At 62.5% G+C, this 23,670-nt stretch carries 22 protein-coding genes; 6 read left to right on the forward strand and 16 right to left on the reverse strand.

What is annotated here, in order from left to right; translation table 11 throughout:
* Positions 1 to 723, forward strand: a complete 723-nt coding sequence (locus OHD62_RS04640) for an HAD family hydrolase (RefSeq protein ID WP_263781260.1) — start codon at positions 1 to 3, stop codon at positions 721 to 723.
* Positions 724 to 782: 59 nt separating this feature from the next.
* Here OHD62_RS04640 and OHD62_RS04645 read toward each other — a convergent pair whose 3' ends face one another.
* Together OHD62_RS04645 and OHD62_RS04650 are read right to left on the reverse strand one after the other, a co-directional pair.
* The gene (locus OHD62_RS04645) at positions 783 to 1,496 is read right to left on the reverse strand and encodes a class I SAM-dependent methyltransferase (RefSeq protein ID WP_263781261.1); all 714 of its coding nucleotides are present in this window, start codon (positions 1,494 to 1,496) and stop codon (positions 783 to 785) included.
* Positions 1,497 to 1,504: 8 nt separating this feature from the next.
* Entirely contained in the window at positions 1,505 to 3,448 is a 1,944-nt protein-coding gene (locus tag OHD62_RS04650) for a long-chain fatty acid--CoA ligase (protein WP_263781262.1), read from the reverse strand.
* Between the two features lie 472 nt (positions 3,449 to 3,920).
* Here OHD62_RS04650 and OHD62_RS04655 point away from each other — a divergent pair, with 472 nt between their 5' ends.
* The 5 genes from OHD62_RS04655 to OHD62_RS04675 are packed head-to-tail and all read left to right on the forward strand — an operon-like array spanning position 3,921 to position 9,207.
* On the forward strand, positions 3,921 to 5,513 hold the full coding sequence (locus tag OHD62_RS04655) for an ABC transporter substrate-binding protein (RefSeq protein WP_263781263.1): 1,593 nt from the start codon (positions 3,921 to 3,923) through the stop codon (positions 5,511 to 5,513).
* Between the two features lie 59 nt (positions 5,514 to 5,572).
* Positions 5,573 to 6,580 carry an ABC transporter permease subunit gene (locus tag OHD62_RS04660; RefSeq protein WP_263781264.1) on the forward strand — a complete coding sequence of 336 codons (1,008 nt, stop codon included), beginning with the start codon at positions 5,573 to 5,575 and terminating at the stop codon, positions 6,578 to 6,580.
* Between the two features lies 1 nt (position 6,581).
* The gene (locus OHD62_RS04665; protein ID WP_263781265.1) at positions 6,582 to 7,499 is read left to right on the forward strand and encodes an ABC transporter permease subunit; all 918 of its coding nucleotides are present in this window, start codon (positions 6,582 to 6,584) and stop codon (positions 7,497 to 7,499) included.
* A gap of 5 nt (positions 7,500 to 7,504) precedes the next feature.
* Positions 7,505 to 8,380 carry an ABC transporter ATP-binding protein gene (locus tag OHD62_RS04670; RefSeq protein ID WP_263782293.1) on the forward strand — a complete coding sequence of 292 codons (876 nt, stop codon included), beginning with the start codon at positions 7,505 to 7,507 and terminating at the stop codon, positions 8,378 to 8,380.
* Positions 8,377 to 9,207, forward strand: a complete 831-nt coding sequence (locus OHD62_RS04675; protein ID WP_263781266.1) for a dipeptide ABC transporter ATP-binding protein — start codon at positions 8,377 to 8,379, stop codon at positions 9,205 to 9,207. The genes OHD62_RS04670 and OHD62_RS04675 overlap by 4 nt, the downstream gene beginning before the upstream one ends.
* A gap of 60 nt (positions 9,208 to 9,267) precedes the next feature.
* On the opposite strand, the gene OHD62_RS04680 is transcribed toward OHD62_RS04675, so the two are convergent.
* The 14 genes from OHD62_RS04680 to OHD62_RS04745 form a co-directional block, all read right to left on the reverse strand.
* A complete protein-coding gene (locus OHD62_RS04680) occupies positions 9,268 to 10,059 on the reverse strand; it encodes an inositol monophosphatase family protein (RefSeq protein WP_263781267.1) in 792 nt (263 codons plus the stop codon).
* A gap of 37 nt (positions 10,060 to 10,096) precedes the next feature.
* The gene (locus OHD62_RS04685) at positions 10,097 to 10,993 is read right to left on the reverse strand and encodes an ROK family protein (RefSeq protein ID WP_263781268.1); all 897 of its coding nucleotides are present in this window, start codon (positions 10,991 to 10,993) and stop codon (positions 10,097 to 10,099) included.
* 221 nt (positions 10,994 to 11,214) lie between these two features.
* Positions 11,215 to 12,492 (reverse strand): cysteine desulfurase-like protein, encoded by a 1,278-nt coding sequence (locus OHD62_RS04690; protein WP_263781269.1) that lies wholly within the window; start codon positions 12,490 to 12,492, stop codon positions 11,215 to 11,217.
* A 47-nt stretch (positions 12,493 to 12,539) separates the two neighbouring features.
* A complete protein-coding gene (locus OHD62_RS04695) occupies positions 12,540 to 13,217 on the reverse strand; it encodes an amino acid ABC transporter permease (protein WP_263781270.1) in 678 nt (225 codons plus the stop codon).
* A gap of 99 nt (positions 13,218 to 13,316) precedes the next feature.
* On the reverse strand, positions 13,317 to 14,108 hold the full coding sequence (locus tag OHD62_RS04700) for an ABC transporter substrate-binding protein (RefSeq protein WP_263781271.1): 792 nt from the start codon (positions 14,106 to 14,108) through the stop codon (positions 13,317 to 13,319).
* A 100-nt stretch (positions 14,109 to 14,208) separates the two neighbouring features.
* Positions 14,209 to 15,348, reverse strand: a complete 1,140-nt coding sequence (locus OHD62_RS04705; protein ID WP_263781272.1) for an aminotransferase class V-fold PLP-dependent enzyme — start codon at positions 15,346 to 15,348, stop codon at positions 14,209 to 14,211.
* A gap of 169 nt (positions 15,349 to 15,517) precedes the next feature.
* Complete coding sequence (locus OHD62_RS04710) at positions 15,518 to 16,246, reverse strand: GntR family transcriptional regulator (RefSeq protein WP_263781273.1); 729 nt, start codon at positions 16,244 to 16,246, stop codon at positions 15,518 to 15,520.
* A 414-nt stretch (positions 16,247 to 16,660) separates the two neighbouring features.
* Complete coding sequence (locus tag OHD62_RS04715) at positions 16,661 to 17,056, reverse strand: RidA family protein (RefSeq protein ID WP_263781274.1); 396 nt, start codon at positions 17,054 to 17,056, stop codon at positions 16,661 to 16,663.
* Between the two features lie 78 nt (positions 17,057 to 17,134).
* Positions 17,135 to 18,283 carry an acyl-CoA dehydrogenase family protein gene (locus tag OHD62_RS04720; RefSeq protein ID WP_263781276.1) on the reverse strand — a complete coding sequence of 383 codons (1,149 nt, stop codon included), beginning with the start codon at positions 18,281 to 18,283 and terminating at the stop codon, positions 17,135 to 17,137.
* A gap of 209 nt (positions 18,284 to 18,492) precedes the next feature.
* The gene (locus OHD62_RS04725; RefSeq protein ID WP_263781277.1) at positions 18,493 to 19,305 is read right to left on the reverse strand and encodes an enoyl-CoA hydratase family protein; all 813 of its coding nucleotides are present in this window, start codon (positions 19,303 to 19,305) and stop codon (positions 18,493 to 18,495) included.
* Positions 19,302 to 19,772, reverse strand: a complete 471-nt coding sequence (locus OHD62_RS04730) for a MarR family winged helix-turn-helix transcriptional regulator (protein ID WP_263781278.1) — start codon at positions 19,770 to 19,772, stop codon at positions 19,302 to 19,304. Before OHD62_RS04730 ends, OHD62_RS04725 begins: the two co-directional genes overlap by 4 nt.
* Positions 19,766 to 20,539: an SDR family NAD(P)-dependent oxidoreductase gene (locus tag OHD62_RS04735; RefSeq protein ID WP_263781279.1), complete on the reverse strand. Its 774-nt coding sequence runs from the start codon at positions 20,537 to 20,539 to the stop codon at positions 19,766 to 19,768. Before OHD62_RS04735 ends, OHD62_RS04730 begins: the two co-directional genes overlap by 7 nt.
* Complete coding sequence (locus OHD62_RS04740) at positions 20,536 to 22,830, reverse strand: bifunctional salicylyl-CoA 5-hydroxylase/oxidoreductase (RefSeq protein WP_263781280.1); 2,295 nt, start codon at positions 22,828 to 22,830, stop codon at positions 20,536 to 20,538. The genes OHD62_RS04735 and OHD62_RS04740 overlap by 4 nt, the downstream gene beginning before the upstream one ends.
* A 166-nt stretch (positions 22,831 to 22,996) precedes the next feature.
* Positions 22,997 to 23,596 carry a VOC family protein gene (locus tag OHD62_RS04745; RefSeq protein ID WP_263781281.1) on the reverse strand — a complete coding sequence of 200 codons (600 nt, stop codon included), beginning with the start codon at positions 23,594 to 23,596 and terminating at the stop codon, positions 22,997 to 22,999.
* Between the last annotated feature and the right edge of the window lie 74 nt (positions 23,597 to 23,670).

Genomic DNA, 23,670 nt, shown 5'->3' on the forward strand with positions numbered 1-23,670 from the left:
TTGGGCGACATCAAGGGAATTTTGTTCGACAAGGACGGGACGCTTGTCGACTTCAACGCGACATGGCTGGGCATCGCCGATTTCATGGCGATGGAAGCGGCCGAGGGCGACCGCTGGAAGGCCGACAGGCTGCTTGCCGCGGCGGGCTTCGATTTTGCCGCCAAGCGCTTCAAGCCCGACTCGATCTTCGCGTCCGGTTCGAACCTCGACGTCGTCGAATTGTGGTTTCCACGTCTGTCCGATGAAGACCAGATGAGCGCCGTTGCGCATTTCAACGAGATCACCTCGATGAAGGGTTCGGCATTGGCCGTGGCGCTGCCTGGCATTGTCGAGACGCTTGGCGCCCTTCACAAGAAAGCCTATCGGCTCGGCGTTGCCACCAATGATTCGACCAGCGGCGCGGAAAAGACGCTGGTTACGCTGGGTGTCGCACAGCTTTTCGACGCCGCCTATGGCTATGACGCGGTGGCCAATCCGAAACCGGCGCCGGATACGATCCTCGCCTTTTGTGACCTGACCGGCCTCAGGCCGGCCGAGATCGCCGTGATCGGCGACAACCGTCATGATCTGGAGATGGCACGGGCCGGCGGCTGCGGGCTGGCTGTCGGCGTGCTCTCCGGCACCGGCACACGCGAGTCGCTGTCGCATATCGCCGACGTCATTCTGGATTCGGTGGCCGATCTGCCCGATTTTCTTTCGGCACGGGTCAAGGAAACGACCTGATGCACGTCGCCCAAAAGTGTGCAGCGGTTTTGGGACAACGACATGCATAAAACAAAGACTTAGAGCGGGCACTCGGGCCGCTCCGGCTGGAGCGAGAAGACGCCGCTCGGTTTCGTTGCGGCGTGCCTGGCTTCCCCGAAATCCGGCACGATGTATTCGGCGAGCAGGCGAAGCCGTGACCGGGGCAGCCACGCGCGGCCAGGGTCGCCGACCAGCACATCGATGCCGGCCGCCAGGCAGCGGTCGAGGAAGGGCATGATCCGTTCAGCGACATGCTGGTCGTAGAAAACGTCGCCGGCCACAACGAGGTCGACGGCGGGCGGCGGCCCATTGGTGATGTCCTCGCCAATGACCGTGATCGTAACGCCGTTCGCCACGGCATTGAGGCCAAGCGCGGCAACGCCATTGCGATCGATCTCGGCTGCGACCACGTCGCTGGCGCCAGCCTTTGCCGCGGTGATGCCGACGAGGCCCGAACCGGCGCCGAGGTCGAGCACGCGGCGACCCACCACCGTCTGCGGCCGGTCGATTATATAGCGGGCGAGCACCGCGCCGCCGGCCCAGGCATAGGCCCAATAGGGCGGCTGCGGTTCGTTTTCTCCTTCCTGTGGATCGGTGAGCCGTCTGATGCCGCTCCCCGGATGGGCCGTGTAAAGCCGGATTTCGGCAAGCGAAGGCACCGGCATCAGGCGCATGTTCGCCCTGATGAACTCGACCGGGTCAGGGCTGGAACGCGGGTCGACCGCTTCACCACGGGCAAGGCAATCGTCCAAAATCGCGCCTATCCCCGCAAGGCCCGTCGCAGAATCTTGCCCACCGGCGTCTTAGGCAGTTCGGTGCGGAACTCGATATATTTGGGCCGCTTGTAGCCGGTCAGGTTCTCGCGGCAATAGGCGGCCAGCGCCTCAGTGGTCAGCGTTGGATCCTTCTTGACCACGAACAGCTTCGGCGCTTCGCCTGAATGCTCGTCCGGCACGCCGATCGCCGCCACTTCGAGCACGCCCGGATGCATCGCCACGACCTCCTCGAGTTCGTTCGGATAGACATTGAAGCCGGACACGAGGATCATATCCTTCTTGCGGTCGACGATCTTGGTGTAGCCGCCCTCGTCCATGAAGCCCATGTCGCCCGATTTGAAGAAACCGTCCTTGGTCATCACCTTGGCGGTCTCGTCCGATCGGTTCCAGTAACCGGCCATCACTTGCGGTCCGCGAATGCAGATTTCGCCGACTTCGCCGAGCGGCAGATTGTTGCCATCGTCGTCGCGGATGGCGATCTCGGTCGAGGGCAGCGGCAGGCCGATCGTGCCGGTGAAATTGCCATCGCTGAATTTGTTGGCGGTGGCCACCGGCGAGGTTTCCGAAAGTCCGTAGCCCTCGGTGACCGGGCAGCCGGTCAGCGCCTTCCAGCGCTCCGCGACCCCCTTCTGCACCGCCATGCCGCCGCCCAGCGTCAGGATCAGCGGCTTGAAGTCGAGCTTGCGGAAATCCTCATTGTTGAGCAGCGCGTTGAACAGCGTGTTGAGGCCCGGAAAGATGTGGGTCGGGTATTTCTGCAACTCCTTGACGAAGCCGGGAATGTCGCGCGGGTTGGGGATTAGAATGTTCTGGCCACCCATTTGCATGCCCATCAGCGCGTTCACCGTCAGCGCGAAGATGTGATAGAGCGGCAATGCGCAGACAAGGTTGAGATGCGCCGGTTTCGGCTTGATCGCGTAGGCGTCTTCGATCCAGAGCGCATTTTGCGCGACATTGGCCAGCACATTGCTGTGCAGCAGCGTTGCGCCTTTCGAGATGCCGGTGGTGCCGCCAGTATATTGCAGGAAGGCGACATCATCGGCCGCGACCTTGGCGGGCTTGAAGCTTGTACCGGCGCCCGTCTTCAGTGCCGCGTTGAACTTGACATGGCCAGGCAACGACCATGCCGGCACCATCTTCTTCACCCGGCGTACGACGAGATTGACGATCGTCCCTTTCAGCCCGCCAAGCATGTCGCCCATTGAGGCTACCACGACATGCTTGACCGCCGTCTTGGCGATGACCGCTTGCAAGGTGTTGGCGAAGTTCTCGAGAATGACGATGGCTTGCGCGCCGGAATCCTTGAGCTGGTGCTCAAGCTCCCGCGGCGTGTAAAGCGGGTTGACGTTGACCACTATATAGCCGGCGCGCAGCACGGCCATCATCGCCACCGGATATTGCAGCACGTTCGGCATCATCAGCGCCACACGTGCGCCCTTCTGCAATCCCGTCGACTGGAGATAGGCACCGAAGGCCGCTGACTGCCGCTCGAGTTCCGCATAGGTGATAACCTTGCCCATGCAGATGAAGGCCGGCTGGCCGGCAAACTGTTTGCAGGCGGCGACAAGAAAGTCACCGATCGAACTATGGGGCAGCGGGCCGATCTCGGCCGGAACGACTTTCGGATAGTTTTTGAGCCATGGCTTTTCCGGCAGTCCGGCGGCGAGCGCTGTCAGCGCTTTCGGCAATCTCTTGACGGGCACTGGTTTTGTTGCCGCTGCCTGCTTGGCGGCAGCGGGCTTCGCCGCCGGCATGGTCTTGCCAGCCCTGGTCGCACCTTTCGCGGCGGGCTTTGCGACTGTTTTGGCAGTCTTCTTCTTGGCGGCAACGGCTTTGGCAGGTGACGCCTTTGGCTTGTCCGCGCCTGCTACCTGTTTCGCTCCGGCTTTGGCCTTGGTCGGAGTTGGTGTCTTTGCGGATTTTGCCATCTGTCCCTCCCTCGTCGTTCTTCTTGTTGTCTCGGCCTGATGCCGCGTCACCTCCCGGATGACAGAGACAGCGGCGTTGCGGATTTCCCAAGAAATCCGGTGTATCATCTATGTATTGCGACTATCGGCGGCCGTGCAAGTCTTGCCCCTGGGGCAAGACGGGAAAGATTTGCCGTCGAAATCTTTCGGCGACGACGCCTTGGGGCCTGCTTCCCGACATGCTGGCGGCGAACTCGAAGTCAGTAGGTTATTGTGTTCGCGACATCGACGATCAATAAAAAAATGCGGTCGTTAATAATAGCGTGATTAGCAGGTTTTGCTATTTTTTTCTGAAATTTGGGAAAACCCAAGAATTATTTTCTGCTTACGGTGGGTTAGGCAAACAGGGAGTTCCAAAGCCGGAAAAACGGTGCTTATATGCGCGCTTCGCGAGCCTGATAGAGGGGCTTGGAAGAACATCAGGGAGTGCTCAATGAAAAAGAAACTGACTTTTGCGGCCGCGTTGCTGGCCGCAAGCGTCATCAGCGGCATGGCTAACGCCAAGCAGCTGGTCTATTGCTCGGAGGCGGCGCCGGCCGGTTTCGACCCGTCGCCGTGGAGCGGTGGCAACGACTTCGACGCGTCGTCACGCACCATCTATTCGCGCCTGGTCGAGTTCGACCACGGCAAGACCACCATCTCGCCCGGCCTCGCCGAGAGCTGGACGGTTTCCGACGATGGTCTCGAGTACACGTTCAAGCTTCGGCCCGGCGTGAAGTTCCAGACCACCGACTATTTCACGGCGACGCGCGACCTCAACGCCGACGACGTGATCTTCTCCTTCGAACGGCAGTGGAAGAAGGAGAACCCGTGGTACAGTTATCTCGAAGGCACCGGCTGGGAATATTTCACCGGCATGGGCTTCCCGGATCTCCTGAAGGAAATCGTCAAGGTCGACGACCTGACGGTGAAGTTCGTGCTGAACAAGCCTGAAGTCGCCTTCCTGCCGGACCTCGGCATGGATTTCGCCTCGATCGTCTCCAAGGAATATGCCGACCAGCTCGACAAGGCCGGTACCAGGCAGCAGTTCACCCAGAAGCCGATCGGCACCGGTCCGTTCCAGTTCGTCGACTATCAGGTTGATGCGGTCGTGCGCTATGCGGCATGGGACGGCTACTATGGCGGCCGCCAGAAGATCGACGATCTGATCTTCGCCATCACGACCGATCCGGCCGTCCGCGCGCAGAAGCTGAAGGCAGGCGAGTGCGATATCATGTCGTACCCGGCGCCGGCCGACATTGCCGGCCTGCAGGCTGACACGAACCTCAAGGTCGACGAGCAGGAAGGCCTCAACATCGGCTACCTGGCCTACAACACCACGATGCCGCCCTTCGACAAGGTCGAGGTCCGCAAGGCTCTCAACATGGCGGTCAACAAGAAGGCGATCATCGACGCCGTCTATCAGGGCGCCGGCCAGCCGGCCACCAACCCGATCCCACCGACCATGTGGTCCTACAACAAGGACATCAAGGACGATCCCTATGATCCCGAAGCGGCCAAGAAGATGCTGGCCGACGCAGGCGTCAAGGATCTGTCGATGAAGATCTGGGCAATGCCCGTCAGCCGGCCGTACAACCCGAACGCCCAGCGTGTGGCTGAAATGATCCAGGCCGACTACGCCGCCGTCGGCGTCAAGGCCGAGATCGTCAGCTACGAATGGACCGAGTATCGCGAACGCGGCAAACAGAAAGATCGTGATGGCGCCTTCCAGCTCGGCTGGACCGGCGACAATGGCGATCCGGACAACTTCCTGTTCCTGCTCGGCTGCGACGCCATCGGCCAGTCCAACTACGCGATCTGGTGCAACAAGGAGTTCGAGGACCTGCTGAAGAAGGGCAAGGCGACCACGGACGTTGCCGAACGCACCAAGATCTACGAGGAAGCTCAGGTCGTGTTCAAGCGTGAGGCCCCGTGGCTGACCATCGCCCATTCCAAGGTCTTCATGCCGATGAACAAGAAGGTTTCGGGCTTCGTCATGGACCCGCTCGGCATTCATCGGTTTGACGGCGTCGACGTCACCGAATAAGTCAACGAGAAATTGAACGGCGGCGCTGGACTTCCAGCGCCGCCGTTCTATGAAGTAAGATGCTCCGCTATCTCCTCCATAAGCTCGCCTTGATCGTTCCGACCGTGTTCGGCATATCGCTGGCGGCGTTTGCTTTCGTTCGGCTTCTGCCGGGCGACCCGATCCTCGCCTTGGCCGGCGAGCGCGGCGTCAGCCCCGAGCGCTATGCGCAGCTTGTCGAGCAATTTGGCTACAACCGGCCCTATGTCATCCAGTATCTCGAATATATAGGCAGGGTCCTGACCGGCGACTTCGGCATATCGATCGCCACCAAGCGGCCGGTGCTCGGCGAATTCCAGGCGCTGTTTCCGGCAACGCTGGAACTGGCAACGATCGCATTGATCATCGCCGTCCTCCTCGGCATTCCCGCCGGCATCTTCGCCGCCATCAAGCGCGGATCATGGTTCGACCAGGCGACGATGGGTGTGGCGCTGACCGGCTACTCCATGCCGATCTTCTGGTGGGGCCTGCTGCTGATCATCTTCTTTTCCGGCTATCTCGGCTGGACGCCGGTTTCCGGCCGCATCGGCCTGCAGTATTTCTTCAAGCCGACCACGGGTTTCATGCTCATAGACAGCCTGATTTCCGGCAAGAGCGGCGCTTTCAGGTCCGCTGCCAGTCACCTGGTCCTGCCGGCCATCGTGCTGGCGACGATTCCGCTTGCCGTCATAGCGCGCCAGACGCGGTCGGCGATGCTGGAGGTACTGGGCGAGGACTATGTCCGCACCGCCCGCGCCAAGGGTCTGGCGCCGCGCCGCGTCGTCGGGCTCCACGCTTTTCGCAACGCGCTGATCCCGGTCGTCACCACCATCGGTCTGCAGGTCGGCACGCTGATGGCGGGCGCTATCCTCACCGAGACGATCTTTTCCTGGCCCGGTATCGGCAAATGGATGATCGACGCGATCGGCAAGCGCGACTATGTCGTCGTCCAGAGCGGTCTGCTGATCATCGCGCTGATCGTCATGGCGGTGAACCTGATCGTCGACGTGCTCTACGCCGTCATCAATCCGCGCATACGGGTGCAGTAAGATGACCGACCAGTCCGCGGCCGAAGCCACTGCTGCCTCCGTTCAGCCCGGCGGCCGGCAACGCGCCTTCGCTGAATTCTGGCACTATTATTCGATGAACACCGGCGCCGTTATCGGCCTTGTCGTGTTCGCTTTGCTTGTGCTGGTGGCGATCTTCGCGCCTGTGGTCGCACCGCATTCGCCCGACGAACAGTTTCGCGATGCGCTGCTGGCGCCGCCGGCCTGGCAGGAGGGCGGCAAATCGATGTTCCTGCTCGGCACCGATGCGGTCGGCCGCGACATGCTTTCGCGGCTGATTTTCGGCGCGCGTTTCTCGCTGTTCATCGGCCTGGTGGTCGTCGTCTTCTCGCTGACCAGCGGCATCGTCCTCGGCGTGCTCGCCGGCTATTTCCGCGGCTGGGTCGATACGCTGATCATGCGCATCATGGACATTATCCTGGCCTTCCCGTCGCTACTGCTGGCGCTGGTGCTTGTGGCGATCCTCGGCCCTGGCCTGTTCAACGCCATGCTGGCGATTGCGCTGGTGCTGCAGCCGCATTTCGCGCGCCTCACCCGTGCGGCGGTGATGTCCGAAAAGAACCGTGAATATGTCATCTCCGCCAAAGTCGCCGGTGCCAGCCATCTGAGGCTGATGGTGAGAACGATCTTGCCGAATTGCGTGGCGCCGCTGATCGTGCAGGCGACGCTGTCCTTCTCCAACGCCATCCTCGAGGCCGCGGCGCTCGGCTTCCTTGGCGTGGGCGCGCAGCCACCGACGCCGGAATGGGGCACTATGCTCGCCTCGGCGCGCGAGTTCATCCTGCGCGCGCCCTGGGTGGTGACCTTCCCCGGCCTTGCCATCCTGATCACGGTGCTGGCCATCAACCTGATCGGCGATGGCCTGCGCGACGCCTTCGACCCCAAGCTGAAGAGGTCGTGAGCACCATGCCTCTTCTCGAGATCAGGAACCTTACCGTTTCCTTCGATACCGCCGCCGGGCCGTTCATGGCCGTGCAAGGCATCGACCTGTCGATCGAGCCGCGCGAGGTGCTGGCGATCGTCGGCGAATCCGGCTCCGGCAAATCGGTGGCGATGCTGGCGGTGATGGGGCTTTTGCCCAATACGGCGACGGTGAAGGCTGACCGCATGGCCTTCGATGGCATCGACCTGCTTGGGCTCAGCCCGTCGGAGCGCCGCAAGATCGTCGGCAAGGACATCTCGATGATCTTCCAGGAACCGATCGCCAGCCTCAATCCGTGCTTCACCGCCGGCTTCCAGATCGAGGAGGTGCTGCGCTTTCACATGGGCATGGACCGCGCCCAGCGCCGAGCCCGCGCCATCGAACTCATGAAGCTGGTCGGCATCGCCGATCCGGAGGAACGGCTGAGCTCGTTCCCACACCAGATGTCGGGCGGCCAGTGCCAGCGCGTCATGATCGCCATTGCCATCGCCTGCAATCCGAAGCTGTTGATCGCCGACGAGCCGACGACAGCGCTTGATGTCACCATCCAGAAGCAGATCCTCGATCTGCTGGTCTCCCTGCAAGCCAAATACGGCATGGGGCTGATCATGATCACCCACAATATGGGCGTGGTGGCCGAGACCGCCGACCGCGTCATCGTCCAGTACAAGGGCCGCAAGATGGAAGAGGCCGATGTGCTGTCGCTCTTCGAAGCGCCGAAGAGCAACTACACGCGCGCGCTGCTGTCGGCGCTGCCGGAAAACGCTGTCGGCGATCGGCTGCCGACCGTTTCCGACATGTTGTTCGAGCCGGCCCCCTCTGCCGCGAGATCTGGGTCGCCAACGGGGGCAGCTTCATGAGTGTGACGGTTCTCGAAGGCAAGAACATCGTGCGCGACTACCATGTCGGCGGTGGCCTGTTTCGTCCGACCCGCACCGTTCATGCGGTCAAGGGCGTTTCTTTCACCGTGCAGAAGGGCAAGACGCTGGCCATCGTTGGCGAAAGCGGCTGCGGCAAGTCCACGCTCGCCCGCATCATCACGCTGATCGATCCTGCGACATCAGGCGAGCTCTTCATCGACGGCAACAAGGTCGACATCGCCAAGGACGGCCTGTCGAAGGAGATGCGCCGCAAGGTGCAGATCGTCTTCCAGAACCCCTATGGCTCGCTCAACCCGCGCCAGAAGATCGGCGATGTGCTCGGTGAGCCGCTGCTCATCAACACCGACAAGCCGGCCGAGGAACGGCGCGACCTCGCGATGAAGATGCTGAAGAAGGTCGGCCTCGGACCCGAGCACTATAACCGCTACCCGCACATGTTCTCGGGCGGCCAGCGCCAGCGCATCGCCATTGCCCGCGCGCTGATGCTGAACCCCAGCCTTTTGGTGCTGGACGAACCGGTCTCGGCGCTCGATCTGTCGGTGCAGGCGCAGGTGCTCAACCTGCTTGCCGACCTGCAGGACGAGTTCCAGCTGACCTACGTCTTCATCAGCCATGACCTATCCGTGGTGCGCTATATCGCCGACGACGTGATGGTAATGTATTTCGGCGAGGCGGTCGAATACGGCTCGCGCGACGAGGTTTTTTCAGACCCCAAGCACAGCTACACCAGGACGCTGTTCGCGGCGACCCCGCGCGCTGATGTCGCCTCGATCAAGGCAAGGTTGGCGAAAAAGAAGGCCGCCTGACCGGGCCGCCAATCAGGGAATGGCCTCGATTCCGCCGCTGCTCCAGGAAGGCAGCACCGATCAGTTGTCGTAGATTTTTTCAAGTTCCGTATAGACCGTCTCGTTACCAGCGAGCACGCGGTTGCCCCTGTTCAGGCCATCGTTTGCGAGAAAGTCGTTGGTCCTCAGGCCCGCCGCCCGGATGACCGCGATGGCGCCGAGGCAATCCCAGGAATTAATGTGCGGCTCGATATAGCCAAGCAGTCGACCACAGGCGACGTAGCAGAGCGTCAGAGCTCCGGAGCCGTCGCGATAGAACATGCCGCCGTTCTTCAGGAACCGTTCAAATATCGGCAGGAATTCGTCCGGTGTGACGCGTGGAGAATAGCCGACGCCAACAATGCCATCCTTGATGGTTTTGCCCGGATGACGCTGGACCTGCGTGCCGTTCAGTGTTGCTGGAAAGTCGATGCCGCCGCCAAAGAGTTCGTTTCGTGCCGGTGCATAGACCATACCGAACTGCAACTCGCTGTTCCTGACAAAGGCGATTGAGACGCACCAGCTGGACATGCCGGAGACGAAAGGCTGCGTTCCATCGATCGGATCGACGACCCAGATACCTTGATTGGCCGCGAAGCCAGAGCTCCCGGTTTCCTCGCCGAGGAAACCATCTTGGGGAAAGCCGGCATTCAGCCGGTCGCGGATCAGCAGTTCGGTGTTCAGATCGGCCTCGCTCGCCATGTCCTGCAGGCCCTTGCTCTTGATGGTCAGGGCGTCGCGGTTCCTGAAATAGCTATGCGCCAGATCTCCTGCCTCCCGGATAAGAGCGAGTGCAAAATCATAGCGGTCTTTCAAGGATGATGTGTCGGTCATGACGTCTCTCTCGTGCGGGAATACGGCCCGTGCGGCCCTATGACTTCCAAAGCCAGGCAGCGCCGCGGACGCCGCTGGAATCGCCGTGCACGGCCTTGCGTATCGGCGTGTAGAAAACTGTCGAGAAAGTGCGTTTTGCCAGTTCGCGCGGCAGATCCTGGTAGAGCTCTTCGACATTCGACATGCCGCCGCCCATGACGAGAATGTCGGGATCGAGCGAATTGACCACCGTCGCAAGGCCCCGTGCGACGCGGTCGACGTAGCGATCCCAGAGCAGGGTCGACAGGCGGTCTCCCCCGCGCTTCTTCTCGATGATCTCGCTGGCCTTCAGTTGCTCGTTAGTGTGGCTGGCATACTCCGCCTCGAAGGCGCGGCCGGACACCCAGGTTTCCATGCAACCGTGCCGTCCGCAATAACAGGCCTTGCCAGGAATTTCCGTCACGTCGGGAAAGGGCAAGGGGTTGTGGCCCCATTCGCCTCCACTGTTGTTGGGTCCATGGTGCGCCTTGCCGCCGACGGCGATGCCGGCCCCGGCGCCCGACCCCAGAATGACGGCGAAAATCACATTGTGCCCGGCGCCGGCGCCGTCCATGGCTTCGGAGGCTGCGAAACAATCGGCATCGTTCTCGATCCGCATCTCCCGCTTGATCGCGTCGTGTAGATCCTTTTCCACCGGGCGCCCGAGAAGCCACGTCGAGCTTGCGCCCTTGCCAAGGCGGCTGACGGGCTCGAGCGAGCCGGGGATGCCGATGCCGATGGAGCCTGTCCTGCCCGTCTGGCTTTCCAGTGCATCGATCATGGTCTTGATGACACGGATGCAGCCAAAATAGTCATGGCGCGGCGTCACTTCCCGCAGACGAAGAAGTTCGCGGCCGTCGTGCTCCATGGCGACGCCCTCGATCTTGGTGCCGCCCCAGTCAATTCCGATCAGCATGTCGGTCTTCCTTCCCGCCGATCCGCTGGGCACGGTCGGTCACTACGAAACAGTCACTGCTCTCCGGTTCAGCTGAAGAGAATATCGCGGTCACGCGCATACTCGGCGAGAAGCGGAAGGCTCGCCGCACCAAGAACGCGCGCGTCTCTGCCGATCCTGCCTTCGAGGATCTATGAGGGCAAGTCGCTTTCGATGCCGGCCGCGAGGAGAATCTTGGGTCGCTACGATAGCCTTGCGACAATGGCGTGCAGCGCCTCACCGAAGCGGCGGACCTCCTTGACCGTATTGTAGTGCACCAGCGAGGCGCGGATGGCGCCGCTGTCCATCGACAGGTTGAGGCGCTTCATCAGTCGCGGCGCGTACATGTGGCCATCGCGGATACCAATCTGCATTTCGGCCATCTCTTCGACGATGCGTTGCGGCGAAAGCTTGCCGATGTTGAAGCAGAAGGTCGGCACGCGTTCGCTAATGCGGGCCTCGTCGGCGACGCCGTAGATCGTGGCGTCGCAATCCTTGAGGACCTTCAGCATCTCGCGCGCCAGCACCAGCTCGTAATCGCGGATGGCGCCCATGCCGGCGACAATGTTCTCGCGGCGCGAGCGATTGTTCGAAGGCGCGAGATTGCGGCCGATCAATTCCAGATATTGCACCGCTGCGTCCATGCCCGAAACATTCTCGTAGATGAAGGTGCCGGCCTCGACCTTGTAGGGAGGCTCGTCGGGGATGAAATCCTCGCGGAAGGTCGGCAGCCGCTTCAGCGTTTCGAAGCGTCCCCACAGGAAGCCCATATGTGGCGAGAAATTCTTGTAGCCGGAACAGACCAGATAGTCGCAATCCCAGGCCTGCACATCGATCAATCCGTGCGGCCCGTAATGCACGCAGTCGAGGAACACGTCCGCACCCGCCGCATGCGCGATCTTGGCAACGGAAGCGACATCGACGATCGAGCCGATCGAATGCGCCGTCACCGTGCAGGCGACGAGCCTTGTGCGATCCGAAACCAGCGGCCTGAGGTCGTCGACATGGAGATTGCCGTCCTCGCGCATGCGCCACCATTTGAACTTCGCGCCCGCCTGCTCCAGCGCCAGCCACGTCGCGATGTTGGCATCATGGTCCATGTCGGTTATGACGATCTCGTCTCGCTCCTGAAGCATCTGGCCAATGCCGAGGCTGACCAGGCGGATGAACGAGGTGGCGTTCATGCCGAAGCAGATTTCCGACGAGCTGTAGGCGTTGATAAGCAGCGCCACGCTTTCGCGCGCATCGGCGACGGACTGGTCGACGGTGACGCTGCGGCCATAGCGGCCGCCGCGCTGCACATTGTGCGCCACCAGATGGTTGGTCACCGCGTCGAGCACGTTCTGCGGGATCTGCGCGCCGGCGGCATTGTCCATGAAGATGAAGTCGCCGGCCTGCTGCAAGGCGGGGAACATGGCGCGGATCGTATCGACCGGGAACGATGCGGCGCTGTCCGCCTTTGGGGTCTGGTGCTGGTTCACGGACGTCTCCTTCAGTTCAATGGGATGGCAGAATCGCGGCGCCACGCTCAGTGCGCGCCGGACTGTTTCTTGCTGCGTTCTTCGAGGTAGCCGACCAGGCGCACGAGCGGCCACAGGAAGGCGAGATAGATGATCGCGGCGCCGATCAGCGGCGTCGGGTTGGCCATCAGCGCCTGCGCATCGGTCGCCTGCTTCAACAGGTCCGGCATGGCGACGACCGACGCGAGCGCGGTATCCTTGAACACCGAGACGCAGTTGCTGGTCAGCGGCGGCACGACGACGCGGATCGCTTGCGGCAGGATCACCTTGCGCATGGCGGTCCAGAACGGCAGGCCGAGCGTCGCCGCCGCCTCGAACTGGCCTTTCGGGATGTTCTGGATGCCGGCGCGGCAGACCTCCGCCGTAAAGGCGGCAAGCACCAGCGACAGCGCCAGCGCCGCCGAGACGAAGGAGGACAGGCGGATGCCGACAAAGGGCAGCGCGTAATAGATCAGGATCAGCACCACCAGAATCGGCAGAGCCCGGAAGATGTCGATATAGCCGATGGCCAGCCGCCTCAGCAGCTTCGGCGCATAGAGACGCACCAGGCAGATCGCCAGCCCGGCGACGGTGCCGAACACGATACTGGCGCAGCCGAGCAGGATGGTGTTGCCGAGCCCGCGAATGAGGATCGGAAACGACCTGACCAGAATGCCCCAGTTGAAGAACGTATCGATCAGTTCCATGGCGTCGGCCCAATGGCATGGACAAGCCCGCCACCAGCAGCGGGCTTGCCAAGGGATGAAAGATAAGGCGCGGCGCGCCTGTCGAGGCGATTAGCCGGCTTACTGAGCCTGCGGGATCGGTCCCGGGGTCACCGTGCTGGTGCCGGCTTCCGGGTCGACGCCGAACCACTTCTTATGGATCGAAGCCATCGTGCCGTCCTTCTTCATTGCGGTGATGGCATCATTGACCTTCTCCAGCAGCGGGTGGCCCTTTTTCGTCATCATGGCGAAACGCTCGCCGGTCGGGATGCGCACCAGGATCTTGAGGGCGGGCATCTGCTTGATGGCGAACAGGAAGCCGGCCAATTCGCCGGCGCCGCCGTCGATGCGGCCGTTCTGCACATCGAGCAGCAGATCCTGCTGGGCGTTGTAGCTCTTGGTCTCGGCGACGCCGAGCTTTTCGGCATTTTCCTTCATATAGGCTTCGCCGGTCGAGCCAGCGATGACACCGATGGTCTTGCCCTTGAGGTCGTCGAGCGACTTGATGGTCGAGTCGGACTTGCCGACTATGGTGCCGTCGCTGTCGTAATAGGCCTGTGTGAAGCCCTGGTTCTGCAGCCGCTCATTGGTTATCGAGATCGACGAGACGGCGAAATCGATGCGACCCGATGCGGTCGCCGCAAATAGCGCCTGGAAACCGAGATCCTGGAATTCGGCCTCGGCGCCGATGCGCTTGGCGACATCGTTGGCGACGTCGATTTCGAAGCCCTCGAACGAGCCGGATTCGGTCTTGTATTCCCATGGCGGGTTCGCCGGATAGGCGCCCACCATGATCTTGTCGGCAAAGGCAGGTGCCGCGAAGGCGACGCCCGCGGCGATGATCACGCCAATCAATCCTAGACGATGCAACATGGTGCTTCCCTCTGGTTCGGCCACTTCGCGTGGCGCATTTCCTCTTCCGCCGCTTTCAGCATCCAACTCCCGGATGCTGCAGGCGAGGCGGTGCCTGAAGTCAGGATGCGCGCCGTTGCCGCGCGCCGATGAGGTTCTGCAGGCGCGCAAGCAGCGCATCGACCGCGTCGCCTGATGTGACCATGCCGGGCGACAGCCTGAGCGTTGGGCCGCGCGCATCGCAATAAAGCCGTTCGTCGCGCAGGCTCGACACGGTCTTTGCCGGATCGACGCCTTGTGGCAGGGCCAGCATCACGCTGCCGCCACGTTCGCTGGCGTCCAGCGGCGAACGGACCGACCAGCCATTGTCCAGCGCATGACCGATGATGCGTTCGCCAAGTGCCGTGTTTTGGGCGCCGATAGCGTCGACGCCGGTTCTTTCCACCCATTCGAGGCCGGGCAGCGATGCGACGCTGGCAAGGATCGCCGGCGTGCCATGGTCGAAACGTCGGGCATCGCTTGCATAGGAAAAACTGTCCAAATCCCAGGAGAACGGGTTCGGCTGGCTGAACCAGCCGCGCTGCTCAGGTTGGCATGTTGCCAAAAGGTCGGGCGTCACCTGCAGGATGCCCGCACCAGAGGCGCCGCACAGCCATTTAAGCGATGTCGATACGACGAAATCGACCGAAGCCTCCGCTACCGAGAAGGGTATAACGCCGACGCCTTGCGTGATGTCGACGCCGACGATGCTTCCCATCGCCCGACCATGCGCGGCAAGCCGTGCGATATCGCAGCGGTGCGAGGCCGTTGAGGTGACGAAGGTCAGCAAGGCGAGGCCGACATCCTCCTGCCAACGGGCGACGAAATCCTCGTCGCGCACCCAGCTTTCGCCTGGCCGCAACGGCACGGTATCGAGCGTGAAGTCGAAGCGTTCGGCGAGACCGGCAAGCAGGAAATGCAGGCTCGGGAAACAGTCGGCAGCGATCAGCAGGCGTTTTCCCGCCAGTCGCTTCGACGGCAAGGCCCCGATCAGGCTGTAAAGCGCCGACGTGACATTCTCGGTGGTGGTCAGCGTTCCCTTTGGCGCCTCAATCAGCCGGCTCCAGGCATCGATGAAACGCTGCCGCGCGCCAAGTGCTGCCGGCCATTGGCTATCATCTTCCGCCGACCAGATGCCGGAGAATTCAGCCAGCGCTGCGGCCATGCGTTCGGCCTTGCCGGGAAAGGTGCCGATCGAATGGTAGAGAAAATAGCCTGACATTCCGCGTTTTGCTCCTTGTGATCAAGTGATCACAAAACTAGATAGGGATCAACCGCTGCGGTCTAAGAAATTCGGATCGCAGGTCGAAATCAGGCGGTTGTTTCTTGGTCCAGCGCCGCCGGGACCCGGTGTCTTTTCCCCGGATTTTTCGGTCAGCCCAGCGCCGGTGTCAGGAAGCCTTGCCAAAGCCGGCGAAATCGACCGGCCTGGGCTCGGGCACATCCGGGCAGATGGCACGCAACGTCTCCTGGGTGGCTGTGATATCGGCCACCACCTCGTCGCGGGCGCGGACGATGTCTTTGTCCCTGAGAGCCGCGATAACAGCGACATGCCGTCCCGATGGCTCCATCGTGCCGGCGCGCATCAAAGGCGCGACATGATTGGACAACAGTCGCATATAGGGCCCGAAACGCAGCCACAGCGTCTCGATCAACTGAAACAGCACGTCGGAGCCGGAGGCGCGGTAGATGGTGAAGTGGAATTGCTGGTTCTTGGCGATCAGCTCGTAGATGCTGCCATCGCGACCGATCGCCTGCTGATCGTCGGTGATCCGCTGCAGAGACGCGATCTCTGCCGCGGTCAGCCGCGGCGCGCCAAGCTCGGCCGCCAGGCCCTCGACGGCGAGGCGCGCCCGGCAGAGGTCGTCGAGCCGCGCCCGGGTGACGACTGGCACGCAGGCCGAGCCGTTCTGCGAGATCTCCAGCGCATTCTCCGCTGCCAGCCGGCGCAAGGCCTCGCGCACCGGCATGTTCGAGGTGCCGAAGGCTTCCGCCAGCGAGGCAATGGTCAGCACCTGTCCCGGATCGAAGCTGCCGACCATCAAGGCATGCCGAAGCTGCTGATAGACGCCGTCCTGGACGGTCACACGTCCCGATACAGGTTCAAATCCCAGAGCCACGGTTTCGCTTTCCTTGGGTTCCGACAAAAGCTATGTGCAAGCAGACTCACCTGCCGAAAGCAGTGTGATCATCTGATCACATAATATGCGGGGAGCCAAGTCACACAGCCGGCAGGCATGACGCCCGATCGAAGTCAGACGTCATTCGTTCGCAATGTTGGCGCCACCCCTCATTGCCCTGCCGGGCATTTCTCCCCGTAAACGGGGAGAAATAAGCCGGCCGCAATGTCGGCGTCCTTCTTGCAACGCTGGTGATTGGCGAAATGGGCGATGAGAGCGCCCTTCTCCCCGTTCACGGGGAGAAGATGGCGGCAGCCAGATGAGGGCGGCGCCAACTTCGAAAATTGGTCGCCTAACCTAGACTCTGGGCGAATTACCTATCGTTGAAAAACCAACGCCAAGCAAAGTCGAGCCTCAGTCCGGAATCACCGCCGTCGCTTGGATCTCCACCTTGGCGCGGTCCTCGACAAGCGCCACCACCTGCATGGCGGCCATGGCCGGGAAATGCCGTCCGATCACCTCGCGATAGGCCTCGCCGATCCCCCTAAGATTGGCCAGATACTCGGCCTTGTCGGTGAAATACCAGGTCATCGAGGTGATGTGCTCAGGTTTGCCGCCGGCCTCGGCAAGCACAGCGACGATGTTGGCGAGCGTCTGCCGCACCTGGCCAACGAAATCATCGGTCTCGAACCGGCATTGTCCGTTCCAGCCGACCTGGCCACCAACGAAGACGAGCTGGCCGCGCGCCGCGACGCCGTTGGCGTAACCGATGGGTTTGGCCCAGCCTTCCGGCTGCAGGATGGTGTGCATGTCTGGCCTCCCGATACTCAATCTGCTTCTCGAATGTTCGATTCGAAACAGTCCAGTCTCTAATTCCCTGAACAGCCCTCACGCCGCTCCCATCACTTGCCGGGCGATCACCACCTTCTGCACATCCGACGCGCCCTCGTAGATGCGCAACGCTCGGATTTCGCGATAGAGGCTCTCGACGATATGGCCCTTGCGCACGCCATCGCCGCCATGCAGTTGCACGGCCTTGTCGATCACCTCTTGCGCCTTGTCGGTGGCGAACAGCTTGGCCATCGCCGCTTCGCGGGTGACACGGGCCGCGCCCATGTCCTTGGTCCAGGCGGCGCGGTAGACGAGCAAGGCGGCGGCATCGATATCGAGCGCCATATCGGCGATGTGGCCCTGCACCATCTGCAGCTCGGCCATCGGCGCCCCGAAAAGCTTGCGTTCAGCCACCCTGCCGATGCTTTCGTCCAGCGCGCGCCGCGCAAAGCCAAGCGCTGCTGCACCCACCGTTGAGCGAAAGACGTCGAGCACCGACATGGCTATGCGGAAGCCGTCGCCCGGCTTGCCGATCAGCGCCGAGCCCGGAACACGAACGCCGTCGAACGACAGCCGCGCCAGCGGATGCGGCGCGATCACCTCGAGCCGTTCGGTGACGGTCAGCCCCTTTGTCTCCGCTGGCACAATGAAGGCCGAGAGACCCTTGGCGCCCGGCGCTTCGCCGGTGCGGGCAAAGACGATGTAGAGGTCGGCGATGCCGCCATTGGAAATCCAGGTCTTTTCGCCCGACAGCACATAGTCGTCGCCGTCGCGCGTGGCTGTCATCTCCATATTGGCGACATCAGACCCGGATCGCGGCTCCGACAGCGCGAAGGCCGAAATCGCCTCGCCCGCGCGTGTCCTGGCCAGCCATTGCTGCTGCTCCGGCGTGCCGAACAGGCTGAGTGCGCCGGTGCCGAGCCCCTGCATGGCAAAGGCGAAGTCGGCCAGCCCATCATGTCGGGCCAGCGTCTCGCGCGTGAGGCACAGCGTGCGCACGTCGAGCGGGCCGGGGTTTGCGGTGTCGAGCGTGGTTGGTTTCAGCCAGCCATCTTTGCCGAGCTTCGCCACCAGCTCGCGGCACGCGGCGTCGACATCATGGTGATCAACCGGGAGGTTCTTGGCGCACCATGCGTCCAGCCGCTCGGCAAGCGCGCGATGGCGGTCCTCGAAGAAGGGCCAGGAGAGGAAGGAGCGGTCAGGCATGAAAAACTCCTTCCACGCCTTCTTTCTGCGCACCCCCCTCTGTCCTGCCGGACATCTCCCCCGCAAGGGGGGAGATTGGCAGCTTCGATCTTGCCGCCCATTCTGCAACGTCGGTGATTGGCGAAAACGATGCAATCAGCTGATCTCCCCCCTTGCGGGGGAGATGGCCGGCAGGCCAGAGGGGGGTGCCTTGGGAAAAAGCGTTCATCTTAATTCCCCTCGAACACCGGTTTGCCCTTGGCAACAAACGCCTCGTAGGCGCGCGCGAAATCGCCGGTTTGCATGCAGATCGCCTGCGCTTGCGCTTCCGCTTCGATTGCCTGGTCGAGCCCCATCGACCATTCCTGGTTCAACTGGGTCTTGGTGATGCCATGGGCAAAGGTCGGTCCGGAAACGATGCGCGCCGCCATGTCGAGCGCGTCGGCTTCGAGTGCCGCGGCGTCGACCAGCCGGTTGTAGAAACCCCAGCGCTCGCCTTCCTCGGCACTCATGGTTCGGCCGGTGTAAAGCAGTTCGGCGGCGCGGCCCTGGCCGATGATGCGCGGCAGGATCGCGCAGGCGCCCATGTCGCAGCCGGCAAGGCCGACGCGCGTGAACAGGAATGCGGTCTTCGCCTCCGGCGTGGCGATGCGGATGTCCGACGCCATGGCGATGATGGCGCCGGCACCCACCGCCACGCCGTCGACCGCCGCTATGATCGGCTTGCCGCAGTTGAGCATCGCCTTGACGAAATCGCCGGTCATGCGGGTGAAGGCGAGCAGCGCCTTCATGTCCATCTTCACCAGCGGTCCGATAATATCGTGAACATCGCCGCCCGAACAGAAATTGCCGCCATTGGGCAGGAACACCACGGCATCGACATCCTCGGCATAGACGAGGTCGCGAAAAGTGTCGCGCAATTCAGCGTAGCTGTCGAAGGTCAGCGGGTTCTTGCGCTCCGGTCGGTCCAGCCGGATCTTCGCGACCTTGCCGTCGACCTGCCAGAGGAAATGCTTCGGCTTGCGGCCGGCCATTTTTGTCATTCGCGTCCCTCCCAATTGCTGCGGAACGAGGTCAGCATGCCGGTCAGCCGCCGTGCTTCGTCTTCGCTGACAGTGCCGAGCAGTTCGCCTATCCAGCCTTCATGCGCGGCGGCGATTACGGCGAAGGTTTTCGACCCTTCCTCCGTCAACCGCACCATTGAAGTGCGGCGATCGCCGTTGCGCCGCGCGCGGGCAACCAGCCCTTCTGAGACCAGCCGGTCGACGATGCCCGTGACATTGCCGTTGGAGACCAGAAGAAAACGCGACAGGTCGCTCATCAGCATGCCTTCAGGCGACCTGTAGAGCGCCGCCATCACGTCGAAGCGCGGCAGCGTCGTGTTGAACTCCTTCTTCAGCCGCTCGCGCAGCTCCGTTTCGATCGTACGCGAAGCGCGCAGCAGCCGTATCCACAGGCGCAGCCGGTCCTTGCCGGGCCCGGAGCGCGTGGGCAGAGGGCCAGCTACCATGTCTCGCCTCCCGAAACAGAGATCGTTTGCCCGGTGATCGACCGGGCGGCATCGCCGCACAGCCACAGCACGGCCGCGGCGACTTCCTCCGGCTGGATGAAGCGTCCTTGCGGGTTTGTCGAGGCAAGGCTCGTCCGGGCTTCCTCAGCTGAGCGACCGGTCTTTTCGATGATGCGCCGGATGGACTCTTCCAGCATCTCGGTTTCGACGAAGCCCGGGCAGACGGCATTGACGGTCACCCCGGATTTCGCGGTCTCGGCAGCTAGTGCCCGCATCAGCCCGACGACGCCATGCTTGGCCGCGACGTAAGCCGTGACATAGGGATAGCCCTTCAGCCCGGCCGTCGAAGCAACGAAGACGATGCGGCCTGTCTTCCGCGCCGCCATGCCGGCCAGCGCCGGCTTCACCGTCAGGAACGCCCCGGTGAGGTTGACGTCGAGCGTGCGTTGCCAGTCTGCGAGGGAGGTCCTATGCGCCGGCGCGCTGCCGGACATGCCGGCATTGGCGACGACGATGTCGAATGGTCCGCGTGCTGCTTCCGCCTTTTCGTAAAGGGAAGCCATTTCAGCTTCATCAGTGACGTCGGCGGCAATGCCGAAAATGCGGTCGTGTTTTCTTGCCACCTCGGCAAGCGCTGCCTCGCGCCGGCCGCAGATGGTCACGTTAATGCCGGCGCCTGCCAGCACCAGCGCAACCGCTCGGCCGACGCCGGAGCCGCCACCGGTGACCAGCGCGTGCCTTCCCGCGATTGCTCCGGCCGCGCTCATACTTTCAGCCCCGCTGCCGCGTCCCGCTCGGCCAGTCGATAAATCTGGTCGCGGCCGGGCAGATAGGGATCCGGCCATTTGACGCCGCGGTCGCCGAGCGTCACCGCCGCGTGCAGCGTCCAATAGGGATCGGTAAGATGCGGCCTGGCCAGCGCCACCAGATCGGCTCGGCCGGCCATCAGGATCGAATTGACATGGTCCGGCTCATAGATGTTGCCGACCGCCATCGTCGCCATGCCGACTTCGTTGCGGATGCGGTCGGAAAACGGCGTCTGGAACATGCGGCCATAGACCGGCTTCGCCAACGCCGAGGTCTGGCCGGCCGACACGTCGCAGATGTCGACGCCGGCCTCGTGCAGCAGCCTGGCGATCTCGACCGCGTCGGCCGGCGTGACGCCTTCGATGCCGACCCAGTCATTGGCCGAGATGCGCATGGAAACAGGCTTTTCGGCCGGCCACGCCGCGCGCACCGCATGGAAGATCTCCAGGGGATAGCGCATACGGTTTTCCAGCGAACCGCCATAGGCGTCGGTGCGCCGGTTGGTCAGCGGCGTGATGAAGGAGGAGAGCAGATAGCCATGCGCGGCGTGGATCTCGAGCATGTCGAAGCCGCAACGATCAGCCATCTCGGCCGAGGCGACGAACTGGTCGCGCACCAGATCCATGTCGGCGCGGTCCATCGCCTTCGGCACCTGGTTCTCGGGCGACCATGCGACCGCCGACGCCGCCATGACAGGCCAGTTGCCGGATGGCAGCGGCACATCGGTTCCTTGCCAGCCGAGCCGGGTCGAACCCTTGGCGCCGGAATGGCCGATCTGGGCACAGATTTTTGCCTCCGTCTCGGCATGGACGAAATCGACCAATCGCTTCCACGCCACTTCATGCTCGGGCGCGTAGAAACCGGGGCAGCCCGGTGTGATCCGACCTTCCGGGCTGACGCAGGTCATCTCGATATAGAGAAGGCCGGCACCGCCCTTGGCGCGTTCGGCATAATGGGCGAAATGCCAGTCGGTCGGACAGCCGTCGACGGCCTTGTACTGCGCCATCGGCGAGACGACGATGCGGTTCTGCAGCGCCATATCACGCAGCCGGAACGGCGCGAACATCGGTGCTCGACGCAGGCTGTTGCCGCCGGCGCCGGCCTGGCGCTGGAACCATTCTTCCGCGCCAGCCAGCCACTCGGCGTCGCGCAGCCTGAGATTCTCGTGGCTGATGCGCTGCGAGCGCGTCAGCAGCGAATAGTTGAACTGCACCGGATCGAGGCCGAGATAGCGCTCGACCTCCTCGAACCATTCGAGCGAATTGCGCGCCGCCGACTGCAGCTTCAGCACTTCGGTGCGCCGCGCGTCCTCATATTTGCGGAACGCCGCTTCAAGGTCGGGCTCCGATTTGACATAATCGGCCAGCGCCACGGCGCTTTCCAGCGCCAGCTTGGTGCCGGAGCCGATCGAGAAATGCGCCGATGCTGCCGCATCGCCCATCAGGGCGAGATTCTCATAAGACCAGCGCTCGCACAGCACCCGCGGAAAATTGATCCAGGCCGAGCCCCTGATGTGATTGGCATTGGTCATCAGCGCGTGGCCGCCGAGATGCTTGGCGAAGATCCGTTCGCAGACGGCGATCGATTCCTGCTGTGTCATCGCGCCGAAGCCGAAACGTTCCCAGGTCTGCTCGCTGCATTCGACAATGAAGGTCGCTGTCTCGCTGTCGAACTGATAGGCATGCGCCCACACCCAGCCATGCTCCGTCTTCTCGAAGATGAAGGTGAAGGCGTCGTCGAATTTCTGGTTGGTACCCAGCCAGACGAACTTGCATTTGCGGGTGTCGATATCCGGCTTGAAGATGTCGACGAAGGTGTTGCGCGCTTTCGAGTTCAGCCCGTCGGCGGCGACCACCAGATCGTGGCTCTCCATATAGGGCCTGGGATCAGCGATATCGGTCTCGAAGACCAGCCTGACGCCGAGTTCGCGTGCCCGCCGCTGCAAAAGGATGAGCAGCCGCTTGCGGCCGATGCCGCAGAAGCCATGCCCGGTCGAGACCGTGCGCACGCCGTCATGGATGACGGCGATGTCGTCCCAATAGGCGAAATATTTCTTGATCCAGACGGCGCTGACCGGATCGTTCCTGGTCAAATTGTCGAGCGTCTCGGCCGATAGCACCACACCCCAGCCGAATGTGTCGTCGGCGCGGTTGCGCTCGTACACCGTCACCTCATGGGCGGCGTCGCGGAGCTTCATCGAAATGGCAAAGTAGAGCCCAGCCGGTCCGCCGCCGAGAACCGCAACCTTCATGCCTGCGATCTCCTTTTCGCCTTGGGCCGCCGGCAAGGCCGACGCTCCCGACTTTTCAGTATCACGCCACAGATATGTTATTTCAAGCTTAAAGTTTCATATTGAAACGAATCGGACGCATGGCAGTGGCGTGCTTGCGGCTGATCCCGCAAGCACGCTCCCGAAATTACTTTTCCGGGTTCTTGGGGCTCCACAGCACCGTCTCGGCGCCCTTCTCGTAGGCCATGCCGCCGGGATAGCTGATCGCTTCCAACTGCAGTCCCCAGGGCGCCTGGAAATAGAGGATGGTCTGGCCGGCGGCCGGCCCCTCCTTGACCGGCAACGGCCCCATCCGTGTCTTGACGCCCTTGGCGTCGAGATATGCCTTAGCGGCGGCGATATCGTCGACATAGAAGGCGATGTGGAAGCCGCCAATGTCGCTGTTCTTCGGCGTCAAATCCTTCTGATCCGGCGCGGTGTATTTGAACAGTTCGATGTTCGATCCGTAGCCGCAGCGGACCAGGGTGATCTCCTCGATCACCGCCTTGGGGTCGACGCCCAGCAAATCCTGCATGAATGTGCCCTTATCGTCGGCGAACGGGCCGAAGGACATCGCCTTCTTGCAGCCGACAACCTCGGTGAAGAAATCGACGGCCTGCTTCATGTCGGGCACCGTGATGCCCGTGTGGTCGTGGCCGCGCATGCCGGGTATCGAATCAGCCGAGGCCGCACTGATTGAACCCAGCAAGACGGCTGCCAGCATCGTGCCTTGTATTGCGTACTTCATGTCAGTCACCCTCCGTTTCGCGGGCTGACCTGTCGATGCACTCCGAGGCCCGCTTTTCGGCGTGCGGATGAGAT

The organism is Mesorhizobium sp. YC-39 (genome assembly GCF_025753795.1).
Classification (GTDB): domain Bacteria; phylum Pseudomonadota; class Alphaproteobacteria; order Rhizobiales; family Rhizobiaceae; genus Mesorhizobium.

Coding starts and splice junctions, on each gene's coding strand:
- OHD62_RS04725 (WP_263781277.1), bottom strand. CDS start 19,305: ATGACAAAAATGGCCGGCCGCAAGCCGAAGCATTTCCTCTGGCAGGTC.
- OHD62_RS04665 (WP_263781265.1), top strand. CDS start 6,582: ATGACCGACCAGTCCGCGGCCGAAGCCACTGCTGCCTCCGTTCAGCCC.
- OHD62_RS04715 (WP_263781274.1), bottom strand. CDS start 17,056: ATGCACACCATCCTGCAGCCGGAAGGCTGGGCCAAACCCATCGGTTAC.
- OHD62_RS04660 (WP_263781264.1), top strand. CDS start 5,573: ATGCTCCGCTATCTCCTCCATAAGCTCGCCTTGATCGTTCCGACCGTG.
- OHD62_RS04650 (WP_263781262.1), bottom strand. CDS start 3,448: ATGGCAAAATCCGCAAAGACACCAACTCCGACCAAGGCCAAAGCCGGA.
- OHD62_RS04670 (WP_263782293.1), top strand. CDS start 7,505: ATGCCTCTTCTCGAGATCAGGAACCTTACCGTTTCCTTCGATACCGCC.
- OHD62_RS04705 (WP_263781272.1), bottom strand. CDS start 15,348: ATGTCAGGCTATTTTCTCTACCATTCGATCGGCACCTTTCCCGGCAAG.
- OHD62_RS04685 (WP_263781268.1), bottom strand. CDS start 10,993: ATGCTGATCGGAATTGACTGGGGCGGCACCAAGATCGAGGGCGTCGCC.
- OHD62_RS04745 (WP_263781281.1), bottom strand. CDS start 23,596: ATGAAGTACGCAATACAAGGCACGATGCTGGCAGCCGTCTTGCTGGGT.
- OHD62_RS04730 (WP_263781278.1), bottom strand. CDS start 19,772: ATGGTAGCTGGCCCTCTGCCCACGCGCTCCGGGCCCGGCAAGGACCGG.
- OHD62_RS04655 (WP_263781263.1), top strand. CDS start 3,921: ATGAAAAAGAAACTGACTTTTGCGGCCGCGTTGCTGGCCGCAAGCGTC.
- OHD62_RS04735 (WP_263781279.1), bottom strand. CDS start 20,539: ATGAGCGCGGCCGGAGCAATCGCGGGAAGGCACGCGCTGGTCACCGGT.
- OHD62_RS04720 (WP_263781276.1), bottom strand. CDS start 18,283: ATGCCTGACCGCTCCTTCCTCTCCTGGCCCTTCTTCGAGGACCGCCAT.
- OHD62_RS04675 (WP_263781266.1), top strand. CDS start 8,377: ATGAGTGTGACGGTTCTCGAAGGCAAGAACATCGTGCGCGACTACCAT.
- OHD62_RS04740 (WP_263781280.1), bottom strand. CDS start 22,830: ATGAAGGTTGCGGTTCTCGGCGGCGGACCGGCTGGGCTCTACTTTGCC.
- OHD62_RS04695 (WP_263781270.1), bottom strand. CDS start 13,217: ATGGAACTGATCGATACGTTCTTCAACTGGGGCATTCTGGTCAGGTCG.
- OHD62_RS04680 (WP_263781267.1), bottom strand. CDS start 10,059: ATGACCGACACATCATCCTTGAAAGACCGCTATGATTTTGCACTCGCT.
- OHD62_RS04700 (WP_263781271.1), bottom strand. CDS start 14,108: ATGTTGCATCGTCTAGGATTGATTGGCGTGATCATCGCCGCGGGCGTC.